This is a genomic window from Pectobacterium atrosepticum (genome assembly GCF_000740965.1).
Taxonomy (GTDB): domain Bacteria; phylum Pseudomonadota; class Gammaproteobacteria; order Enterobacterales; family Enterobacteriaceae; genus Pectobacterium; species Pectobacterium atrosepticum.
Genome location: NZ_CP009125.1, coordinates 1,370,632 through 1,389,436, shown reverse-complemented (window position 1 = coordinate 1,389,436; position 18,805 = coordinate 1,370,632). Strand labels below are relative to the sequence as shown.

General features: G+C 53.2%; 17 protein-coding genes. 8 read left to right on the top strand and 9 right to left on the bottom strand.

The genetic code is table 11. From position 1 onward, the window contains the following. Window positions 1-15: 15 nt before the first annotated feature. On the bottom strand, window positions 16-1,995 hold the full coding sequence (locus GZ59_RS06075; RefSeq protein WP_011092826.1) for a sigma 54-interacting transcriptional regulator: 1,980 nt from the start codon (window positions 1,993-1,995) through the stop codon (window positions 16-18). A 690-nt stretch (window positions 1,996-2,685) separates the two neighbouring features. Here GZ59_RS06075 and hypA point away from each other — a divergent pair. The 5 genes from hypA to hypE are packed head-to-tail and all read left to right on the top strand — an operon-like array spanning window position 2,686 to window position 6,313. Continuing rightward, the gene (gene hypA / locus GZ59_RS06070; protein ID WP_011092825.1) at window positions 2,686-3,039 is read left to right on the top strand and encodes a hydrogenase maturation nickel metallochaperone HypA; all 354 of its coding nucleotides are present in this window, start codon (window positions 2,686-2,688) and stop codon (window positions 3,037-3,039) included. Between the two features lies 1 nt (window position 3,040). Then, on the top strand, window positions 3,041-3,916 hold the full coding sequence (gene hypB, locus GZ59_RS06065; protein WP_011092824.1) for a hydrogenase nickel incorporation protein HypB: 876 nt from the start codon (window positions 3,041-3,043) through the stop codon (window positions 3,914-3,916). After that, a complete protein-coding gene (locus tag GZ59_RS06060; RefSeq protein WP_011092823.1) occupies window positions 3,907-4,185 on the top strand; it encodes a HypC/HybG/HupF family hydrogenase formation chaperone in 279 nt (92 codons plus the stop codon). The genes hypB and GZ59_RS06060 overlap by 10 nt, the downstream gene beginning before the upstream one ends. Further along, entirely contained in the window at window positions 4,185-5,303 is a 1,119-nt protein-coding gene (hypD, locus tag GZ59_RS06055) for a hydrogenase formation protein HypD (RefSeq protein WP_011092822.1), read from the top strand. Before GZ59_RS06060 ends, hypD begins: the two co-directional genes overlap by 1 nt. Further along, the gene (gene hypE, locus GZ59_RS06050; RefSeq protein ID WP_011092821.1) at window positions 5,303-6,313 is read left to right on the top strand and encodes a hydrogenase expression/formation protein HypE; all 1,011 of its coding nucleotides are present in this window, start codon (window positions 5,303-5,305) and stop codon (window positions 6,311-6,313) included. The genes hypD and hypE overlap by 1 nt, the downstream gene beginning before the upstream one ends. Before the next feature lie 59 nt (window positions 6,314-6,372). Here the strand turns inward: hypE and hybE are convergent, their stop codons facing one another. The 8 genes from hybE to ybbA all read right to left on the bottom strand — a co-directional run bounded on the left by hybE (window position 6,373) and on the right by ybbA (window position 16,065). Further along, complete coding sequence (gene hybE / locus GZ59_RS06045) at window positions 6,373-6,846, bottom strand: hydrogenase-2 assembly chaperone (RefSeq protein WP_011092820.1); 474 nt, start codon at window positions 6,844-6,846, stop codon at window positions 6,373-6,375. Beyond that, complete coding sequence (locus tag GZ59_RS06040; RefSeq protein WP_011092819.1) at window positions 6,830-7,330, bottom strand: HyaD/HybD family hydrogenase maturation endopeptidase; 501 nt, start codon at window positions 7,328-7,330, stop codon at window positions 6,830-6,832. The genes hybE and GZ59_RS06040 overlap by 17 nt, the downstream gene beginning before the upstream one ends. Beyond that, on the bottom strand, window positions 7,330-9,024 hold the full coding sequence (hybC, locus tag GZ59_RS06035) for a hydrogenase 2 large subunit (protein ID WP_011092818.1): 1,695 nt from the start codon (window positions 9,022-9,024) through the stop codon (window positions 7,330-7,332). The genes GZ59_RS06040 and hybC overlap by 1 nt, the downstream gene beginning before the upstream one ends. After that, complete coding sequence (gene hybB / locus GZ59_RS06030; RefSeq protein ID WP_039290687.1) at window positions 9,002-10,201, bottom strand: Ni/Fe-hydrogenase cytochrome b subunit; 1,200 nt, start codon at window positions 10,199-10,201, stop codon at window positions 9,002-9,004. The genes hybC and hybB overlap by 23 nt, the downstream gene beginning before the upstream one ends. Beyond that, on the bottom strand, window positions 10,188-11,198 hold the full coding sequence (gene hybA, locus GZ59_RS06025) for a hydrogenase 2 operon protein HybA (protein WP_011092816.1): 1,011 nt from the start codon (window positions 11,196-11,198) through the stop codon (window positions 10,188-10,190). Before hybA ends, hybB begins: the two co-directional genes overlap by 14 nt. Window positions 11,199-11,201: 3 nt before the next feature. Beyond that, window positions 11,202-12,335 (bottom strand): hydrogenase 2 small subunit, encoded by a 1,134-nt coding sequence (gene hybO, locus GZ59_RS06020; RefSeq protein ID WP_011092815.1) that lies wholly within the window; start codon window positions 12,333-12,335, stop codon window positions 11,202-11,204. 572 nt (window positions 12,336-12,907) lie between these two features. Continuing rightward, on the bottom strand, window positions 12,908-15,337 hold the full coding sequence (gene ybbP, locus GZ59_RS06015; protein WP_011092814.1) for a putative ABC transporter permease subunit YbbP: 2,430 nt from the start codon (window positions 15,335-15,337) through the stop codon (window positions 12,908-12,910). Continuing rightward, window positions 15,334-16,065 (bottom strand): putative ABC transporter ATP-binding protein YbbA, encoded by a 732-nt coding sequence (gene ybbA, locus GZ59_RS06010; protein WP_005976200.1) that lies wholly within the window; start codon window positions 16,063-16,065, stop codon window positions 15,334-15,336. The genes ybbP and ybbA overlap by 4 nt, the downstream gene beginning before the upstream one ends. Here ybbA and tesA point away from each other — a divergent pair. The 3 genes from tesA (at window position 15,988) to GZ59_RS05995 (ending at window position 18,441) form a co-directional block, all read left to right on the top strand. Beyond that, complete coding sequence (gene tesA / locus GZ59_RS06005) at window positions 15,988-16,671, top strand: multifunctional acyl-CoA thioesterase I/protease I/lysophospholipase L1 (RefSeq protein WP_011092812.1); 684 nt, start codon at window positions 15,988-15,990, stop codon at window positions 16,669-16,671. The genes ybbA and tesA overlap by 78 nt on opposite strands. A gap of 28 nt (window positions 16,672-16,699) precedes the next feature. Continuing rightward, window positions 16,700-17,470, top strand: a complete 771-nt coding sequence (locus GZ59_RS06000; protein ID WP_011092811.1) for an SDR family oxidoreductase — start codon at window positions 16,700-16,702, stop codon at window positions 17,468-17,470. A gap of 110 nt (window positions 17,471-17,580) precedes the next feature. Beyond that, window positions 17,581-18,441: a co-chaperone YbbN gene (locus tag GZ59_RS05995; protein ID WP_011092810.1), complete on the top strand. Its 861-nt coding sequence runs from the start codon at window positions 17,581-17,583 to the stop codon at window positions 18,439-18,441. Window positions 18,442-18,805: the final 364 nt, after the last annotated feature.

Sequence of the window (18,805 nt, the reverse complement as noted above, 5' to 3'; positions counted from 1 at the left end):
TTACCCGTCAGACTGTTATAAATCGTATATCGAAATCCCTAGCCGCTGCATACGCGAAAGCAGCGTGGTGCGTTTCAGCCCTAACCGCAGGGCCGCACCACGTGGCCCAGCCACCACGCCGTTGGTTTCTCGCAGCACTTGGATGATGCGCTGACGTTCATTCTCATCGTTTTCCGGCGGCGGTGTCAGAGCAATTTTATTCTCTTTCACCGATACCGACGGTACAGACACATTCAGCTCGTGCATCTGCAAATTCAGCGTTGAACCTCGGGTCAGGATCACCGCCCTTTCGATGACATTTTCCAGCTCGCGCACATTTCCCGGCCAGGGGTACTGGCAGAGCTGGCGCAGCGCCTGCGCCGGAATGTTGTCTATGCTACGTTTCATTCTATGCGCAATTTTCTGGACAAAGAATTTCGCCAGCAGAGGAATATCTTCAGGCCGTTCGCGTAGCGGCGGAATAGAGATCGGGAAAACATTCAGCCGGTAATACAAATCGCTTCTGAATTCGCGATCCATCGACATCTGCTTCAGGTCGCGATTGGTTGCGGCAATCAGGCGTACATCTACTGGGATGACCTTATTACTACCCAGTCGCTCGATTTCCCTCTCCTGTAGCACCCGCAACAGCTTGGGCTGAAGCTCAAGCGGCATATCGCCAATTTCATCCAAAAACAGCGAGCCGCCTTCCGCCATTTCAAAACGCCCGATATGAACCGTGGAAGCCCCGGTAAATGCCCCTTTTTCATGCCCAAACAGATCGCTTTCCAACAGACCTGAAGGCACGGCGGCGCAGTTCATTTTGACCATCGACCCTTTGTGCCGATAGCTCATCTTATGAATAGCCCGTGCAATCAGCTCTTTACCCGTACCGGTTTCCCCGAGGATCAGTACGGTACTGTCGCTCGTCGCCACCATACTCATTTGCTCCAATACCGACCGCATCTGAGCGCTTTGATATATGATATCGCCCTCGGCATCCGTGTTCTGAATACGCGCATTGAGCCAGATATTTTCATTCTTTAAGGTATCTTTCAGACGCGAAATCTGACCGTAAGCATCGGCGTTATCCACAGCGATGCCGATACGAGCCGCTATTTGCTGCAACAGATTCAGATGATTGTCATGAAAAAAATCCGCTTGCTCATAGGCCAGAACCAGCACACCTAACGGCTCACTATTGAAAGAAAGCGGCAACAGACACACCGTAGACAACTGGCGGGAACGCAATTCATCAAAAAAAGTATCGCGAGCCTGTTGGCAGCGATCGTCGTCAAGATTGAGCACGACGACCTCGTGGCTTTGTAGAACGTGCTCAGTTAACGATTTCGCACGAGGAAACGTACACTGATGGCGGGATACCGGGGACTCTGGGGCATAATAGGTCGACCATAGGCGGAAATCAGCAGGTTTTTCACTGTTGCTGAGCGCCATCGCAATATACTGAACGCCAAAAAAACGGTGGATCTCCCGCGAAACTTCCTGCACCAGCGCATCCATATCCAGATGAGATAGCACCGAGTTCGTAATATCGACCAGAATGCGGAAATGATCGCGCTGATGGCGCATCTGCTGGGACTCATCCAGCAAGGTTTTGTTGTGGCAAATATGGGAAAGCACTCCGCCAGCAAGGCAGGCCACCTGACGCAGAAAACCAAGCTCTTCTGGCGTAAAATGTCCACCACGGGAACGAATAAAACTCAATTCCCCCTGCAACGGGCTGGTACTGTTTAGCGGCATCGTACAGTGTCCGCCACCGGAACAACACTCGCCCTGCGGCGGGGTTTCCTGCGTGACATCCTGCTGCCAGACACCATAGCTGGGCAACGACAACGTAACCGACTGGAAGAAAACGAATTCAGAGGATAGGGCTGCCAGAACCGATAAAACGGAGAGTGGATCCTGCTGGCGGAGTAACGCCTCCGCGATATCGACCAGTTTCTCTCGCCGGATATCCCAGGTGCCAGCAACTCGGGAAGTATTTAGTGAAATCATCGGGGATTTAGCTACCACTTCCGAATTAAGATGCACTAATTATAAAGGGGTGTAAAAATAATAAAATCGACAGTACCCGGTACTTTGATCTGACACAATATTTTTATTTCCTCACGCTTAGCGCCTACATTTTCGTGTAGTAACACACATAGCATGATAAATAATTATTAATAAAACATTCACTAAGAAATATTACTCTGCCTTAGAAGTAGGATAATGTCATTCGCTATATATCATAGCGTTATTTCTATAACCATCGATATATTAATTTTTTATAATCATAGAGAATAATACACCGGCGCGACGATAATATTGAATTTTCATAGACCTTAAACATGAAGCATATATACCAACCAGTCATAAAAAACTCATTTATTATGAAATCATCGATGCATATTACCGAGAATATAATTAAATCCTCACATACTGCACATCCTTATATTGATGAGCAATAATAGAATGCCGTCAAAAGCAACCTTCCCACATACCTCTTTGACCATGAGTCTCTTATTCGCCTTACTTTCCATCCCACAGTTGGAAAGATTTGGGCGAAATCTCATCACAATACCCGACAGCATCAAAAAAAAGGCTTTCAGTAGCTGAGAAAATAGAACTTCTTAAAGCAGAAAAAGCAGCCGGACAAGTATGGCATACCGTTTACGGCGGTATGGTTTTGCTTCGGAGACATTAATGCATGAACTCACGCTTTGTCAGCGCGCCATCGAAATTATTGAACAGCAAGCCCAGCAACACGGGGCCAAAAAGGTCACTGCAGTCTGGCTGGAGATTGGCGCTTTTTCTTGCGTTGAAACCAGCTCCCTCGATTTTTGTTTTGGCATGGTATGTCGCCGCACACTGGCGGAAGGATGCCAGCTCCACCTCCACCAGCAGGAAGCTGAGTGCTGGTGTTACGACTGCCAACAGTCTGTCACGCTGTTAACCATCCAGGTACGTCGCTGCCCGCAATGTCAGGGCGATAACCTGCGAATTGTGGCAGACGATGGCATCCAGCTCAAACGCATGGAAATAGAACAGGAGATTTAATATGTGTACAACCTGTGGTTGCGGCGAAGGTAACCGCTATATCGAAGGGGATGAACATAATCCCCATTCCGCTTTTCGCAGCGCCCCTTTTGCACCAGCCGTGCATCCAGCCATAAAGATTACCGGACTGAAAACGCCCTCTTTTATGCCTAAGGAAACCCATTCGGGTGATTTGCACTACGGACATGGAGAAGCGGGAACTCACGCACCGGGAATGACGCAGCGCCGAATGCTGCAAATAGAAATCGATGTTCTTGATAAAAACAACCAGATCGCCGCCCACAATCGCACGCAGTTTTCCGCCAGACAGCAGTTGGTGCTCAATCTGGTATCCAGCCCCGGTTCCGGCAAAACCACGCTCTTGACGGAAACGCTGCGCCGCCTGCGCGGTCGCGCGGAATGTGCCGTTATTGAAGGCGACCAACAAACCAGTAACGATGCAGCCCGGATACGCGAAACCGGTACGCCTGCCATTCAGGTCAACACGGGAAAAGGCTGCCATCTGGATGCACAAATGATCCATGACGCCATGCAGCGTCTGCCGCTGGCGAATAGTGGGATACTGTTTATCGAAAACGTTGGCAATCTGGTGTGCCCTGCAAGTTTCGATCTGGGCGAACGTCACAAGGTGGTGGTACTTTCCGTCACGGAAGGAGAAGACAAGCCGCTAAAATATCCACATATGTTTGCGGCAGCCTCCCTGATGCTACTGAACAAAGTGGATTTGCTACCGTATCTCGATTTTGACGTTGAAAAATGTCTGGACTACGCCCGTGAGGTTAACCCGGATATTGAAATCCTGCTGGTTTCCGCCACCAAAGGGGACGGTATAGAGCAGTGGTTAACGTGGCTGGAGGCGCAACAACAATGTGCATAGGCGTTCCCGGTCAGGTAAAAGAGCTTATCGGCGACAGTGCTGCATGGGTCGATGTTTGCGGCATTCGCCGCGAAGTGAACATGTTATTAGTCGGTGCATATGACGACGATGGCCAGTCACGAATTGATCAGTGGGTATTGGTACATGTCGGCTTCGCCATGAGCGTGATTGACGAACAGGAAGCCCTCAACACGCTGGAGATATTACAAAAGATGTTTGGCGTCGAACCGGATGTCGGCGTGTTGCTGTACGGTGAGGATCAGCGCTAATGCATCTTGTCGATGAATACCGCGATCCCGAGAAAGTGATGGCGCTTATTGCCCACCTTAACCAGCGGGCCCCGATGCTTTCTTATACCAAACAGCGTCCATTGCGCATTATGGAGGTCTGCGGAGGCCATACGCACGCGATATACCGCTTTGGTATTGATCAACTGTTGCCGGAAAATATTGAATTTATTCACGGCCCAGGCTGCCCGGTGTGCGTCCTGCCGATGGGGCGTATCGACAACTGCCTTGAGATAGCCAGCCATCCAGAAACGCTTTTTTGTACCTTCGGTGACGCCATCCGTGTTCCGGGGAAAAATGGCTCTTTACTGGATGCCCGCGCCCACGGAGCAGACATCCGCGTGGTTTACTCCCCTCTGGATGCACTAAAACTGGCTCGCGATAATCCGCAGCGCAAAGTGGTATTTTTCGCCCTGGGGTTTGAAACCACCATGCCAGCAACCGCACTCACCCTGCAACAAGCCAAGGCCGATGGCGTCGACAATTTTTACCTTTTTTGTCAGCACATTACTATCATCCCCACCCTACGCAGCCTGCTGTTACAGCCGGATAACAGCATTGACGCTTTTATCGCGCCGGGACATGTCAGCATGGTAATCGGGGTTGATGCTTACCAGTTTATCGCCACTGAATTCCAGCGACCGTTGGTCATAGCAGGATTTGAACCGGTTGACCTGCTGCAAAGTGTTCTCATGTTGATCGAGCAAAAACTCGCCGGTCAACCTGATATTGAAAATCAGTACCGCCGTGTGGTGCCAGATGCAGGCAACACGCTAGCGCAAAAAGCGATAGCGGATGTTTTCATGCTGAAAGGTGACGCCGAATGGCGTGGTTTGGGGATTATTGGTGAATCCGGCGTGACATTAACCCCAGATTACCAGCAGTTCGATGCGGAACGTTATTTTCGCCTACAGCCGCAAGAAACCAGTGACGATCCGCGGGCATGCTGTGGAGACGTATTAACCGGGCGCTGTAAACCCCACCAATGTTCGCTCTTCGGCACAATCTGCACGCCACAAAGTGCCTTCGGTGCGCTGATGGTTTCTTCCGAGGGCGCGTGCGCCGCCTGGTATCAATATCGCGCACAGGAGACTGCATGATGAAAACCATTACCCTCGCCCATGGCAGCGGCGGCCGAGCAATGCAACAGTTGATTTCCAGCCTGTTTATAGAGGCCTTCTCTAATCCATGGCTCGCAGAGCAAGAAGATGCGGCACGCTTATCGCTGGCAGAGCTCACTGCCAGCGGCGACCGGCTGGCTTTCTCTACCGACAGCTATGTCATTGATCCGTTATTCTTTCCCGGTGGGAATATTGGAAAACTGGCAATCTGTGGCACAGCCAATGATATTGCCGTTAGCGGTGCGCGACCACGCTGGCTCTCCTGCGGCTTTATCCTCGAAGAGGGATTAAGTCTGGAGATGCTGGAAACTATCGTGCGCAGCATGGCGCAAACCGCTCAGGAAGCAGGTATAGATATCGTCACCGGCGACACCAAAGTGGTTCCACGCGGCGCGGCGGATAAGATTTTCATTAACACCGCTGGCATCGGTGCCATTCCCCATCAGGTGTGCTGGGGAACCAATCAGATCGACAAAGGCGATGTCATTATCGTCAGCGGAACGCTGGGCGATCACGGGGCGACGATTCTCAATCTGCGCGAACAGCTTGGTCTGGAAGGTGAGCTAGCCAGCGACTGTGCGGTGTTAACCCCCCTGATTCAAACGCTGCTACCGATACCCGGCGTCAAAGCGCTACGCGATGCCACGCGCGGTGGCGTGAATGCCGTGCTACATGAATTTGCGGCCAGCAGCGGGTATGGAATGGACATTATCGAGGCACAGCTGCCAGTAAAACCCGTTGTCCGCGGCGTGTGCGAACTGCTGGGACTGGATCCGCTAAATTTCGCCAATGAGGGTAAACTGGTCATTATTACCCGCCGAGAATCTGCGTCCGCCGTGATGGAAGCCCTACATCAACACCCATTGGGATGTGATGCGGCGTTGATTGGCGAAGTAACTGAACGGAAAGGTGTACGCATAACCGGGCTTTACAGCGTGAAGCGCACGCTAGATCTTCCTCATGCGGAACCTTTACCGCGTATTTGTTAGCACGCACATCGTGAAAACGCTGGCGTCATCCGCCAGCGTTTTTACTGATTTATGCACGCCTACGAGAGATGAAAAAATGCCCTACGTCCTCGACTGGCGGGCATATTTCCGTCCACCACAGGTAAGGAAAGTGCCATACGAACGGTTTGTTCTGCCAGCGACAGCATCGATTCCGCCGTCAAGGTTTTATTCAACGGCGACATCAGAGATGAGGCCAGATATTGTCCACATCCGTCAACATAACCCACAGTAAAACGGATATCGCCGCAAGGCAGGCTCAGCCCCAGCGATTCCCCGACAGTCCGTCGTAGCCAGCACTGATCCGGGCCGGGCAATACCAGTAAGCTCAGCATCCAAGGCGTCAACATACAGCCAATCCACTGGTGCTCAAACAGTTGAAATCCACACGCGGACACCGGAATCTGAGGCTGAAAAAAAGGCAAAGACTGCATTTCCCTCTCCGCGATCGCCTGAAAAGCCGTTTCTAACTGTGCGGCTGGATTGTGCTGAAACCCGTTAACAAAATCCGGCATCAGACGCCTCCCGCAGTTCGGCGACCACGCCGCTAGACTGCAACGCCGCCAGAACCTGAGCCAGCGCAGGCTCAATCGCCCGACTGGCCAAGGCTGTCAGGCCGATACCGGGTTCAAGCGATGCAGGCACAACGCCCACCAGCGTCAACCGGCGTGGGAATTCCTCCGTCAGCCGTAGCGCCATCAGTACATCGGAAAGCCCGAGCTGATGGGGCGACACTTTGCGGGTAAAGAACGCGGGGATTTCCTCATCATGCAGTTCCACGACACTGCCCGGTGGGCTATCAGCCAGAACCGCATCGGCCACAATCAGGTGATCGCGGTTTGCCATTACGTCCATCAATTCCATGCCTGACGTGCCACCATCCAACACCTCGACGTGCTCCGGCAAACGGTAGCGCTGCTCAAGCGCTTCAATAATACGAACCCCCACGGCCTCATCGCCCAGCAGCAGGTTGCCAATCCCCAGCACCAGAATGCTCATCACAGCACCCGAACCTTGGTCACTTCCTGACCTGATGTATCGACAAGATGCACGGCGCAGGACATACAGGGATCGAACGAATGAATCGTTCTCACGACTTCCAGCGGTTTGTACGGGTCTGCCACCGGTGTCCCCACCAGAGAGCGTTCATAAGGGCCTGGCTCATTGTTAAAATTGCGCGGCCCCGCATTCCACGTTGAAGGCACAACCGCCTGATAGTTGGCTATTTTTCCATCTTTAATAACCACCCAGTGCGACAGCGCACCGCGCGGTGCTTCAATAAAGCCCACACCGCGGAATTCACCTTGCTCTGGGATGTTGGGGGGAATAAACGTTTCATGATCGCCATTGCCGATATTCGTTACCAGCGCCTGCCACTGCTGTGCCAGCGTGTCATGCAGCACGCAGGCATGCACGGTGCGCCCTAAAACCCGGCCCAACGTTGATGGCAGTTGCTCCTCCGTCATTACGTTACCGGTTAGCGCTTTGTAAATATCATTGGCGCGTGTGAAATAATGCTGTGCGGGCTGATAGCCAGCTCGCAGATTACACAGCAGCCACGCCAAAGGCCCCATTTCTACCGCGTTGCCGTAGAAGGTTGGCGATTTCACCCAGGAATATTTACCGTCATCCTGCCAGCCGGTGTAATTCGGGCGGGTCAACCCCTCCCAAGGAGCCAGCGGCTGATCATCCTGATACCAGGCATGTTTGCCACTTTCCTCGATCCCCTTGAGCAGGTATTCATCATGCGGATTGTTTATCGGACGAAATTTTCCATTATCCAGAAACCCGCCCGGCATCAGGAACGTCTCACTTTTACGATCGACAGGCAGTTCCGGCACACAGAGATAACAGTCGGCTCCTCGCCCCATGGTGAACCACTCAGGATAATGAGCAGCAATAACCGCAGTGTCGACCAGATAAACCTGTTCGATGAAATCACCAAGACGATCGATAAAGGATTTCAGATACATCAGGCGTTCCAGATTCAGCACGCCCGGTGAATCAAGATTGATAGGGTTTGCCACGCCGCCAACGGCCAGATTCTGAATATGCGGTGTTTTTCCCCCCAGAATCGCGACTATCCGGTTGGCGTCACGCTGACACTCCAGCGCCTGCAAATAGTGAGCGACGGCAATCAGGTTAATCTCCGGCGGCAACGACATCGCCGGGTGTCCCCAATAGCCATTAGCGAAAATACCGAGCTGACCGCTACCGACCAGATTTTTAATCTTCTGCTGCACCTGAGCAAATTCCGCTTCACTGTTCAGCGGCCAGTTTGACAGGCCTTTTAGCAGATCGGCGGCTTTTTTCGGGTCGGCCTGTAGTGCAGAAGTGACATCAACCCAATCCAGCGCAGAAAGTTGGTAGAAGTGCACGATATGGTCATGAATACTGTGCGCCGCCGCGATGATGTTACGGATATATTGGGCGTTGATCGGCACTTCCATCCCCAGCGCATTTTCCACCGCCCGCACAGAAGCCAACGCATGAATGGTGGTACACACCCCGCAAATACGTTGCACAATCATCCACGCATCGCGCGGATCGTTGCCTTTGACTATCTCCTCCATACCGCGCCACATGGTGCCGGATGACCAGGCTTTAACCACTTTGCCGTCTTCAATTTCGCAATCGATGCGCAGATGCCCTTCAATACGGGTGACGGGATCAATGGTGATGCGTTGGCTCATGCTCTACCTCTAACGATTTATTTTCATTTTTGTGTTGATGCACAGGCAACACTGGCAACAACCGGATCAACAGGATGTAGGCACAGACTTCTATTGCCACAAAACCGATGGATATCAGCAGCTCGCTGAATGTTGGGAAATAGCCGTAGCCGTTGCCTGGGTTGTAACTCAATAGGGAATAATTCAGACGCCAGAACGCTGCACCGAAGACCATGCACAGCGCACCGATAAACAACAAGCGAGGGTCGCGACGATTATTCTTCCGACGAAAAAGCAGCAGAGGGATCGCCAGCAGCAGTATTTCCACCCAGAATGAAAGGGCGAAACGATCGATGTGCCACAAATACGCGGTCTTGTCGCGCGCAATAAGCTCCCCGAAGCGCAGTACAATAAACAACAACAGCAGAATATCGATGGTGCGGGTCAACCGAGTGAATAACGGTGTCTCCTGAACACTTTTTCCCCTAAGCCCCGCCTGAACCAGAGATCCTTCAAAAATCACAATTGAGAATCCCAAAATAGCAGCGGTTAACAGCGAAAACAGCGGCAGCATTTCGTAGCTTTGCCATAGCGGGTGCACCTTGATACCCGCGGCAATCATCAGCGACCCCATAGACGACTGATGCATTGATGGTAGCAAAGCCCCCAGCGCAATAACAAAAAACATCAGCTTATTCAAACGCCTGAGTGAGACCTTCCACCCCAAGCGCTCTAACAGCGTCGGAGCAAACTCCAACACCATCACGCCGATGTATATCGTCATACACACTGCCGTTTCAAAAAGCACTGACGACGTATTGAAATGGCCGGGAATGAAGAAGTAAGGCAGATTCCAGTAACGCCCCACGTCGATCGTGATGGATAACCCGCCGAGTGAGTAACCGAACAGACTAGCCAGCAGCGCAGGACGCACCAATGGATGATATTCACCGCGGTTAAAAACATAGACAGCCCAGGCCAACGCCCAGCCACCACACGCCAGACCGGTTCCGACCAACAGATCGAAAGCAATCCAGATACCCCATGGATAGCCACCATTTAAATCGGAAACGGAACCAATCCCCAGCACCAGCCTTTTCACGATCAATAACAGGCACAACACAATGAAAGGTGCCAGCAACATCACGGGCCAACTCACCAGCCGCCCGCCTAGGGGGCTCGTTTTATGCATCGTCATGTTCATCCTCTTTTTCGTCCTGATCGTGCTTACCCATGTTGCGCTGCACCAGGAAAGTGATCCCGGCCAGTGCAGCAAACGGCAGAACCATGCCTTTATACAAGGAGTGCTGTACATGTTCGGAACGCGCCCCCGTTGATAGGCTATCCAGCAGTGGCAACCCTAAGTTTTCAAACGGTACGCCAGTCAACACCAGCACCTGTGTTCCGCCCCCCTCCAACTCGCCGTATACATGCTGCTGGTAATGTGGAAGAGGATGTTCGTACCGGTCGTTCCCCTGCAATGTCTGGCGTGGGAACCGGTAAGGCTCGCCTGTTTTCCCTGCAAGGCGCATTTTAGCTTCATCCAGCAGTTGCTCCCGCGTGCCGAAAATCACCGCCCCCGTCGGGCAGACTTCAACACACCCCGGCAACCCTCCGTTATCCAACCGCTCAACGCCCTTCTGATTGCAAAGCTCACACTTGTGAATTTTTCCGAACGGGTCGTCATAGTCATATTTCGGCACATTAAACGGGCACCCCACGATGCAGTAACGGCAACCGGTACACACATCGGGATCGTAATGCACGATGCCTGTATGGGCGTCTTTGCGTAATGCTTGCACCGGGCAGACGGATACACAATTGGGATCCACACAGTGCATGCACTGTTTTTTGATATAGGCGTAACCATTTTCCGTCTGGTCTTTATGTACGCCGCTCCCATCACTCCACACCTGAATAATGTTGTTGGTGTAGGGGCTGAGCTTATCGTTGTTAGACCACATCGGTTCCGTACCCGCGTAGGCGTATGTCGCACCATGCGGTGCATCACTGTGGTTGATGCGCTGACACTGGCTGACGCATGCCTGACACCCCACGCACAGCGTTGAGTCATACAGCATGCCAAGCGAGTTCGGAATTGGCGGCTTGTTCTCTGCTTTAGCCAACGCAGAGGGGGCGATGCCGACCGTCATCACCCCGCCAGTAGCCAGTTTTAGAAAATTACGTCTGTCCACGGCTCACTCCTTGCGCGAGGGCTGATCACCATCGTTACGATTCATCTTCTGTTGCCGCCCCAGCTCTTTCACCGTCATCAAACTGACGCCAGCCACCAGCCCCACAACACCGCCAAGCAACCCGACCGTGCTCAGGCTGACATTTCCCCCTTCCTTACTCATCACGTCTGGTTTGGCATTACGCGGCGTGGGGTTTTCGACGTTGGCCAGTTGAGCTATCCCTTTGGTAAAACCGATACCTTGCTCATTGCAGCCATAACACGGATGACCGATCCCGACTGGCCATATGCCACCACCGACATCGCAGAACTCCAGAGTCGGGCAGTTACCATACGTTTCCGGCCCCTTGCAGCCGAGGTGGTACAGACACCAGCCCTGCCGATGGCCGTCATCACCGAACTGTTTGGCAAAACGCCCCGCATCGAAATGCGGACGGCGCTCGCAATTCTCATGAATCAGACGGGCGTAGGCAAACTCAGGGCGGTTTTTCGCATCAAGCGCAGGGGGACGCTGGTAGGTAATGATGTGGGCGACGGTAGCCAAGAAGTTATGCGGATTAGGGGGACAACCAGGGATGTTGATGACCGTTTTATCAGGCAAGATTTCCTGCAAACTGACCGCACCGGTAGGATTAACACCGCTTGCAGGAACCCCACCCCATGCGGAGCAAGACCCAATCGCGATGATCGCTGCCGCGTGTTGCGCCGCGTCACGAATGTGGTCAACTATCGGCTTACCGGCCACCATGCAGTAGATTCCACCATCCTTTATAGGGATAGATCCATCCACGACCAGCACATACTGGCCTTTGTATTTCTCAATAGCGTGGTGTTTATTTTCCTCCGCCTGCTCACCAAACGCCGCCGAAAGCACTTCGTGATATTCCATAGAGATAACGTTTAACAGCAGACTCTCAATAGTCGGGTGAGTCGCCCGTAATAAAGACTCCGTACAGCCAGTACACTCCTGTGCTCCAATCCAGATAACGGGTGGCCGAGCAGAAGCGCTCACAGAGGAAGCGATATCAGCAGCCGCTCGACTGCTCAGCCCCATGGTGGCAGCCAGCGCAGCGCACAGCTTCATGAAATCACGACGATTGACACCCTCACGGAAAAACATTTTATTTTCTTCAGTCATTATTCTTACATACCTTCAGTTAGCCAGTGAGCACCTCACTACAAACTTAATGGCAATACTGATTACTCCTTGCACATAATATCGAATTGATTTACATCATTTTTTAATCATCAAAAATTTATTATTCATAAAAACATGAGTAAGATCGCTTCAGTTATCTCACTGGTGTTGACACACGGAAAGCACTATCGGAAGGAAATAATAATCATTATTATTTCATGGGCGTCATTTATCGCAGAATCTTATGATCCTCAAATAAAAAGCATTCCCGTTTGATAAATAAAAAGAGGCGAATTTATAAGAATTACACTTTCGTCGTTATTATTTCTGCCAACGATAATACCGCTACTTTAAAATAAAACCGGCCTGAAATAATTAGCTCTAGCCACGAAATCAGCGCATCGCTAATATCGAGCGTTTGACGTTATATATTCTAAATAATTCGAAGTGCAGGGCAAAACATTAACGTTTTGAATAACGCAAAGCTTTACCCCTTTAGGATAAGGCCCACGAATGGGCCAGGTAACAAAACCAACGCCTATGCAGCTTGAAGTATGGCGGTATGCGATGCGTTATCCAGAGAACTGCCGGAATAGCGCTTTACCGCGTAGTAGCCTCACACCCAGCCAGCCACCGCAGAGCGAGAGGAGGAACGCCGCGATTAACGGAAGCGTTATCCACATCGCGACATTCGGTTCCCAGGCAAAGTTAAAGACCTTACGCTGCAACAGCCACAGAGCCGATTCTGCACCAATTGCTGCCGCCGTTCCCGCCACCAGCCCCAGTACCGCGAATTCACACCACAGCGTAGTGCGCAGCAAGCGTAATCCCGCCCCCAGCGTCCGGTACACCATCAACTCCTGACGCCGTTGACGCATCCCGACCTGAATCTGTGCTAGTAACAGCAACACACCGCAGAACAGCACCAGTATGACCATAATCTCCAGCGCACGACTGACCTGCTGCAAGACTTGACCCACCTGACGCAGAATACTGCCGATATCCATCACGCTCACCGTCGGGAACTGACGATTCAATTGGGTAATCATCTTCTCATCGCCATCGTAACGGAAGCTGGTCAGCCAAGACTGTGGCTGGTTGTCCAACGCCCCCACGGGGAAAATAAAGAAGAAATTCGGACGCAGACTTTCCCAATCCACCTGACGGAAACTGGTTACCGTCGCGCTAAACGGCTGCGTGTCGCCGGTAAAGGTCAACGTATCACCAATCTTGATGCCCATCTCTTTGGCTTCTTTCGCTTCCATCGAGACTTCGCCCGCCTTCGGCGCTTCCCCTTCCACCAGCACGTTGTGCGGTGGAATCCCGTTCATCCAGGTCAGGTTCAATTCACGGTTTACCGTGTTGCCGCCGGGATCGTCCTCATGGATCACTTCCGTCGCGATCTGTTGATTAATCTCCGTCAGCCGCGCACGAATAATCGGGAAGAACTGCTCCGGCATCACGTTATGCTGAGAGAGAAAATCCCTCACCTGCGGCACCTGTTCTGCCGTAATGTTCAGCAGGAAATAGTTCGGGCTACCCGGAGGCAACTGCTGCTGCCAGCGATCCAGCAAATCACCACGCATCACTAACAGCAGCGCCAATAGCATGAAGGACAGCGAGAACGCGGCCAGTTGGCTGAGCGTCGACCACGGCTGACGCAACAGGCGATTAATAGCCAGACGCAACGCCAGTCGTTTAACCGTCAAACGCCGTAACAGCAGCAGCCCGCCCCAACCGATAACACCCAGCAGTAGCGACAGCACTGCCACACCGCCGAGCAGCGACCACAGCAACACGCCGCCGCCAGATAACACGGCCAGCAGGCCGACGACAATAAGTACAACAATCGGCAGGTAGTAGCGCAGCGGCCACACGTTCGCCACCACATCCTGACGCAACACGCGCAGCGGCTGTGTCGCCAGCAGCAGTCGATACGGCCGCAGCCCAACCAACAGCGAGATCAACACCAGCGATCCCAACGCCCATACCCACGGCCATAGCCCAGAGGCTGGCAGTGCGGCAGGTAGCACCGGTGCCAGCATTTTCATCAACAGCGCTTCAAACCCTAGTCCAAGCACGCTACCGCAAACCGCCGCCAGCCCGAGCACAGAGAGCCATTGGCCGATGATTAAGCGCCTCAGCGCTTGTTTGCCTGCTCCTAATGTTTTCAGGATAGCGACCAAATCATAGCGGCTGCGGCAGTAATGCCCCATCGCCACCGCAACGGCGGCGATAGACAACAGCAGCGTGAGCAGCGCCGACAACAACAGGAACTGCTGTGACCGTTTTAACGACTGGCTCAGCGCACCTTCAGAATCTTCCATGCCATACCAGCGCTGATCGGGCTTGAGCTGTTGCTTGATGAAATTGCTGAACTCACTAATTTGTTTTTCATTGCCGGAAAACATGTAGCGCCAGGTAATGCGGCCACCCGGCTGAATCGCTCCCGTTTTCTCGACATCGTCCAGATTCATCAGAATGCGCGGCGCGGTTTCGAACGGGTTAAAACCGGAATCCGGCTCCTGAATCAGCTCACCGCTGATACGCAACGAGGTATCCCCGACGTCCAGCATGTCACCGACTTTCAACCCAAGTAAGGCCAGCAGGCGCGGAGCCACCAGCACCGTTCCCGCTTCGGCATGCAGCCCCTCAGGACGCGTCTGCAAATCGCCATACAGCGGATAGCGCTGGTCGGTAGCCTTAACCTGCGCCAGCTGTGGCGTATCGCCCGCGAACGTCATGGTCATAAAGGAGATCTGCCGGCTGAGCGTCAGCCCGCGCTGCTGCGCATCCAGAAGCCAGGTTTCCGCGACAGGCCGAGAAGCACGCAGCACGCGGTCACCCGCCAGAAAATCACGACTCTGCTGACTGAGCCCTTTTTCCATACGGTCGCTGATCGTACCCAGCGCCAGCACGCAGGCCACCGCCAGCGTTAACGCCAGCCAGACAATCAGTAAGGAAGGAGAGCGCCATTCGCGCCAGAACCACCGCCAGATCATGCGTCCTCCCTAAGTTTGCCGTCGACTAACCGCAGACGTCGCTCGCAGCGTGCCGCCAGTTGCTCATCGTGCGTCACCAGAATCAACGTGGTGGCATAATCGCGATTGAGGGAAAACAGCAAATCAACGATGCGCTCACCCGTTTTACGATCCAAATTCCCAGTTGGCTCATCGGCAAACAACACGTTAGGACGGCCGCTGAACGCACGTGCCAAAGCCACACGCTGCTGTTCACCGCCAGAAAGCTGGGCGGGAAGATGATGTAAGCGCTCACCCAGCCCGAGCTGCTGTAAAAGCTGTTCGGCCTGCCCGCGGCTGTGGCTGTCGCTTTCACCGCGCAGTAACGCGGGTAATTGCACGTTCTCCAGCGCGTTCAGCGTCGGCACCAGCATGAAAGACTGGAAGACAAAACCGACATGTTGGGCTCGCAGTGCCGCCCGACCTTCTTCGTCCAGCGCGTTCAGCGATTTGCCCATCAGGCTAACGTCACCTTCTGTGCCATCATCCAAACCGGCCAGAATCCCCAGCAACGTTGACTTCCCCGAACCGGATTCGCCAATCAGGGCAATTGTCTGCGCAGGTTTGACAATGAGCTCAACTCCGGTAAGGATGGAAAGCCGATTCTCTCCCTGACCAACGTGCTTACTAAGATGATGAACTTCAAGAATGTTTTCTACGTGCGCAGTTTTGCTTGGCGTAGCACTCGCTGGGCTGGTCTTCGCAAACATGTTTTCGTCCTTTTGCTTCTGGGATTATGCAGCGTACGCGCTTTCGCCGCTGATACATTATTAATTCTGGGTGATAGCCTCAGTGCGGGCTACCAGATGCCGGCCGCTAACGCCTGGCCAACGCTGCTGAACACGCAGTGGCAGACGCAGAAAAAGGGCATCGCCGTGGTTAACGCCAGCATTAGCGGCGACACCACCGCACAGGGGCTGGCGCGACTTCCTGCCTTACTGAAACAACATCAGCCGCGTTGGGTGTTGATTGAACTGGGCGGCAATGACGGGCTTCGGGGGTTTCCGGCACCCAATATCGAGCAGGATCTGGCGAAAATCATTACGCTAGTCAAACAGGCTAACGCTAAGCCTCTGCTGATGCAGGTTCGTTTGCCAACCAACTATGGCCGCCGCTACACCGAGTCATTCAGCAACATTTACCCCAAACTCGCGGAGCAGTTTGCGCTTCCTCTGCTGCCTTTCTTTATGGAGCAGGTGTATCTTAAACCGGAGTGGATCATGGAAGATGGCATCCATCCAACCCGTGATGCCCAACCGTTTATCGCAGAATGGATGGCGAAGCAGCTGGAACCCTTAGTTAACCATGAGTCTTAATAAATAGGCTTTTGAATTAGGTAAAGTTATGCAAAAAACGGTCTTCATTACCGGTTGCTCCAGCGGCATTGGCCTGATTGCCGCGCAGGATTTGCAAAAACGCGGTTATCGCGTGATTGCGGCCTGCCGTCGCGCAGAGGATGTCGCGCGTCTGACTGCGTTGGGTCTGGAAGCGATTACGCTCGATCTGGATGACAGTACCAGCGTTGAACAGGCCGCTGCGGACGTGATCAGACTGACCGATAACCGTCTGTATGGCTTGTTTAATAACGCCGGATACGGCCTGTATGGGCCACTGAATACGATTTCACGCCAGCAGCTCGAACAGCAGTTTTCCAGCAATCTGTTCGGTACGCATCAACTCACGCAGTTGCTATTGCCCGCGATGCTGCCGCACGGCGAAGGCCGCATCATCCAGACCAGTTCGGTCATGGGACTGGTGTCCACGCCGGGACGCGGCGCGTATGCCGCCAGCAAATACGCACTGGAAGCCTGGTCGGATGCCTTGCGCATGGAGCTGCACGGCAGCGGGCTGTGCGTCAGCCTGATCGAACCCGGCCCGATTAGCACACGCTTTACTGATAACGTGGCACAAACGCAGACGGACAAACCGGTCACCAATCCCGGTATCGCCAAACGCTTCACGCTGCCGCCGGAAGCGATACTGCCGAAACTCCATCATGCGCTAGAAAGTTCACGGCCTAAATTACGCTATCCCGTGACGCTGGTGGCTCACGCCTTAACCTGGCTGCGTCGTCTGCTACCGGGGTGTCTGCTGGATAAGGTATTACGAGGATAAGGCAGCAGAAGGTGACGTATTGCGCACTCACCTCTGCACGAGGCTTGTAAGTCACACCAACAGGCCCCATCTAAAGATCAAACGAATTCAAGAAGTAAGAGAGAATACTCATGTTAGAACAACAAGCGACTATCGTTGACGTTAACGAATCCAACCTAAATCAGGTTTTGGAACACTCCGCGACACTGCCCGTCCTGTTTTACTTCTGGTCGGCGCGTAGCCAGCACTGTGTGGAACTGGAGCCGGTGCTGGACAAGCTGGCGCAGGAATACGCAGGACAGTTTGTTCTGGCGAAGGTTGACTGTGATGCCGAGCAGCGCGTAGCCGCGCAGTTTGGTCTGCGCTCAATCCCAACCGTTTATCTGTTTAAAGACGGGCAACCGTTAGACGGTTTTCAAGGCCCACAGCCGGAAGAAGCGGTTCGTGAGCTGCTGAAACGCGCACTGCCGAAAGAAGAGGAGCTAAAAGTCGCACAGGCACAGCAGCTGATACAGGAAGACAAACTGCCGGAAGCAATGCAGTTGCTGAAAGACGCCTGGCAACTCAGCCAGCAGCGCAGCGACATCGGCCTGATGCTGGCCGAAGTGCAGATTCAAATTAAACGCAGTGAAGATGCCGAAGCCGTGTTGGCCGCCATTCCTTTGCAGGATCAAGACACTCGCTATCACAGCCTCGTTGCTCAGATTGAGTTGCTGAAACAGGCAGCAGATACGCCAGAAATCCAGCATTTGCAGCAGCAGTTGGATGCTGACCCGCAAAATGCGGATCTGGCGGTACAGCTGGCCCTGCAACTACATCAGGTCAGCCGTAATGAAGAAGCGCTTGAACTGTTGATGGGATTCCTGAAGAAAGATCTGGCTGTCGCTAACGGTAGCGCACGTAAAACGCTGATGGACATCATGGCCGCCCTCGGCACCAGCGACGCCCTCGCCGCCCGCTACCGTCGGCAGCTCTATTCGCTGCTGTATTAATTCTCTTGTGAAGAAGGCCAGAACGTTGATTCTGGCCTTCTTATTTTCAAACAAGCATCAGCATTGTTGTTTTTTCATCGTTTTATGCTGAATTGATTCGATGGTTTCGGGCAGGTTTGCCCGGCGTAAAAATTGCGCTGAGGTGAGCGTTACCGCCGAGTGAGCGGCATGGACGCCGCGAAAGCCTGTGCCGCGTCGGACAAAAACGTCAGAAACGTTTTTGAACAGCACTTGTGCTGGCCCGAAGGGTGAGTCCCATTTATGGGGCGAGTAGACGCGTCACTGGCGGCTCGAAAGCGGGAACGATCGACGAAGGCACCGCGCAGCGGCGTAATTCACGCCAAAAAGCCTGGGGTCACGGGGC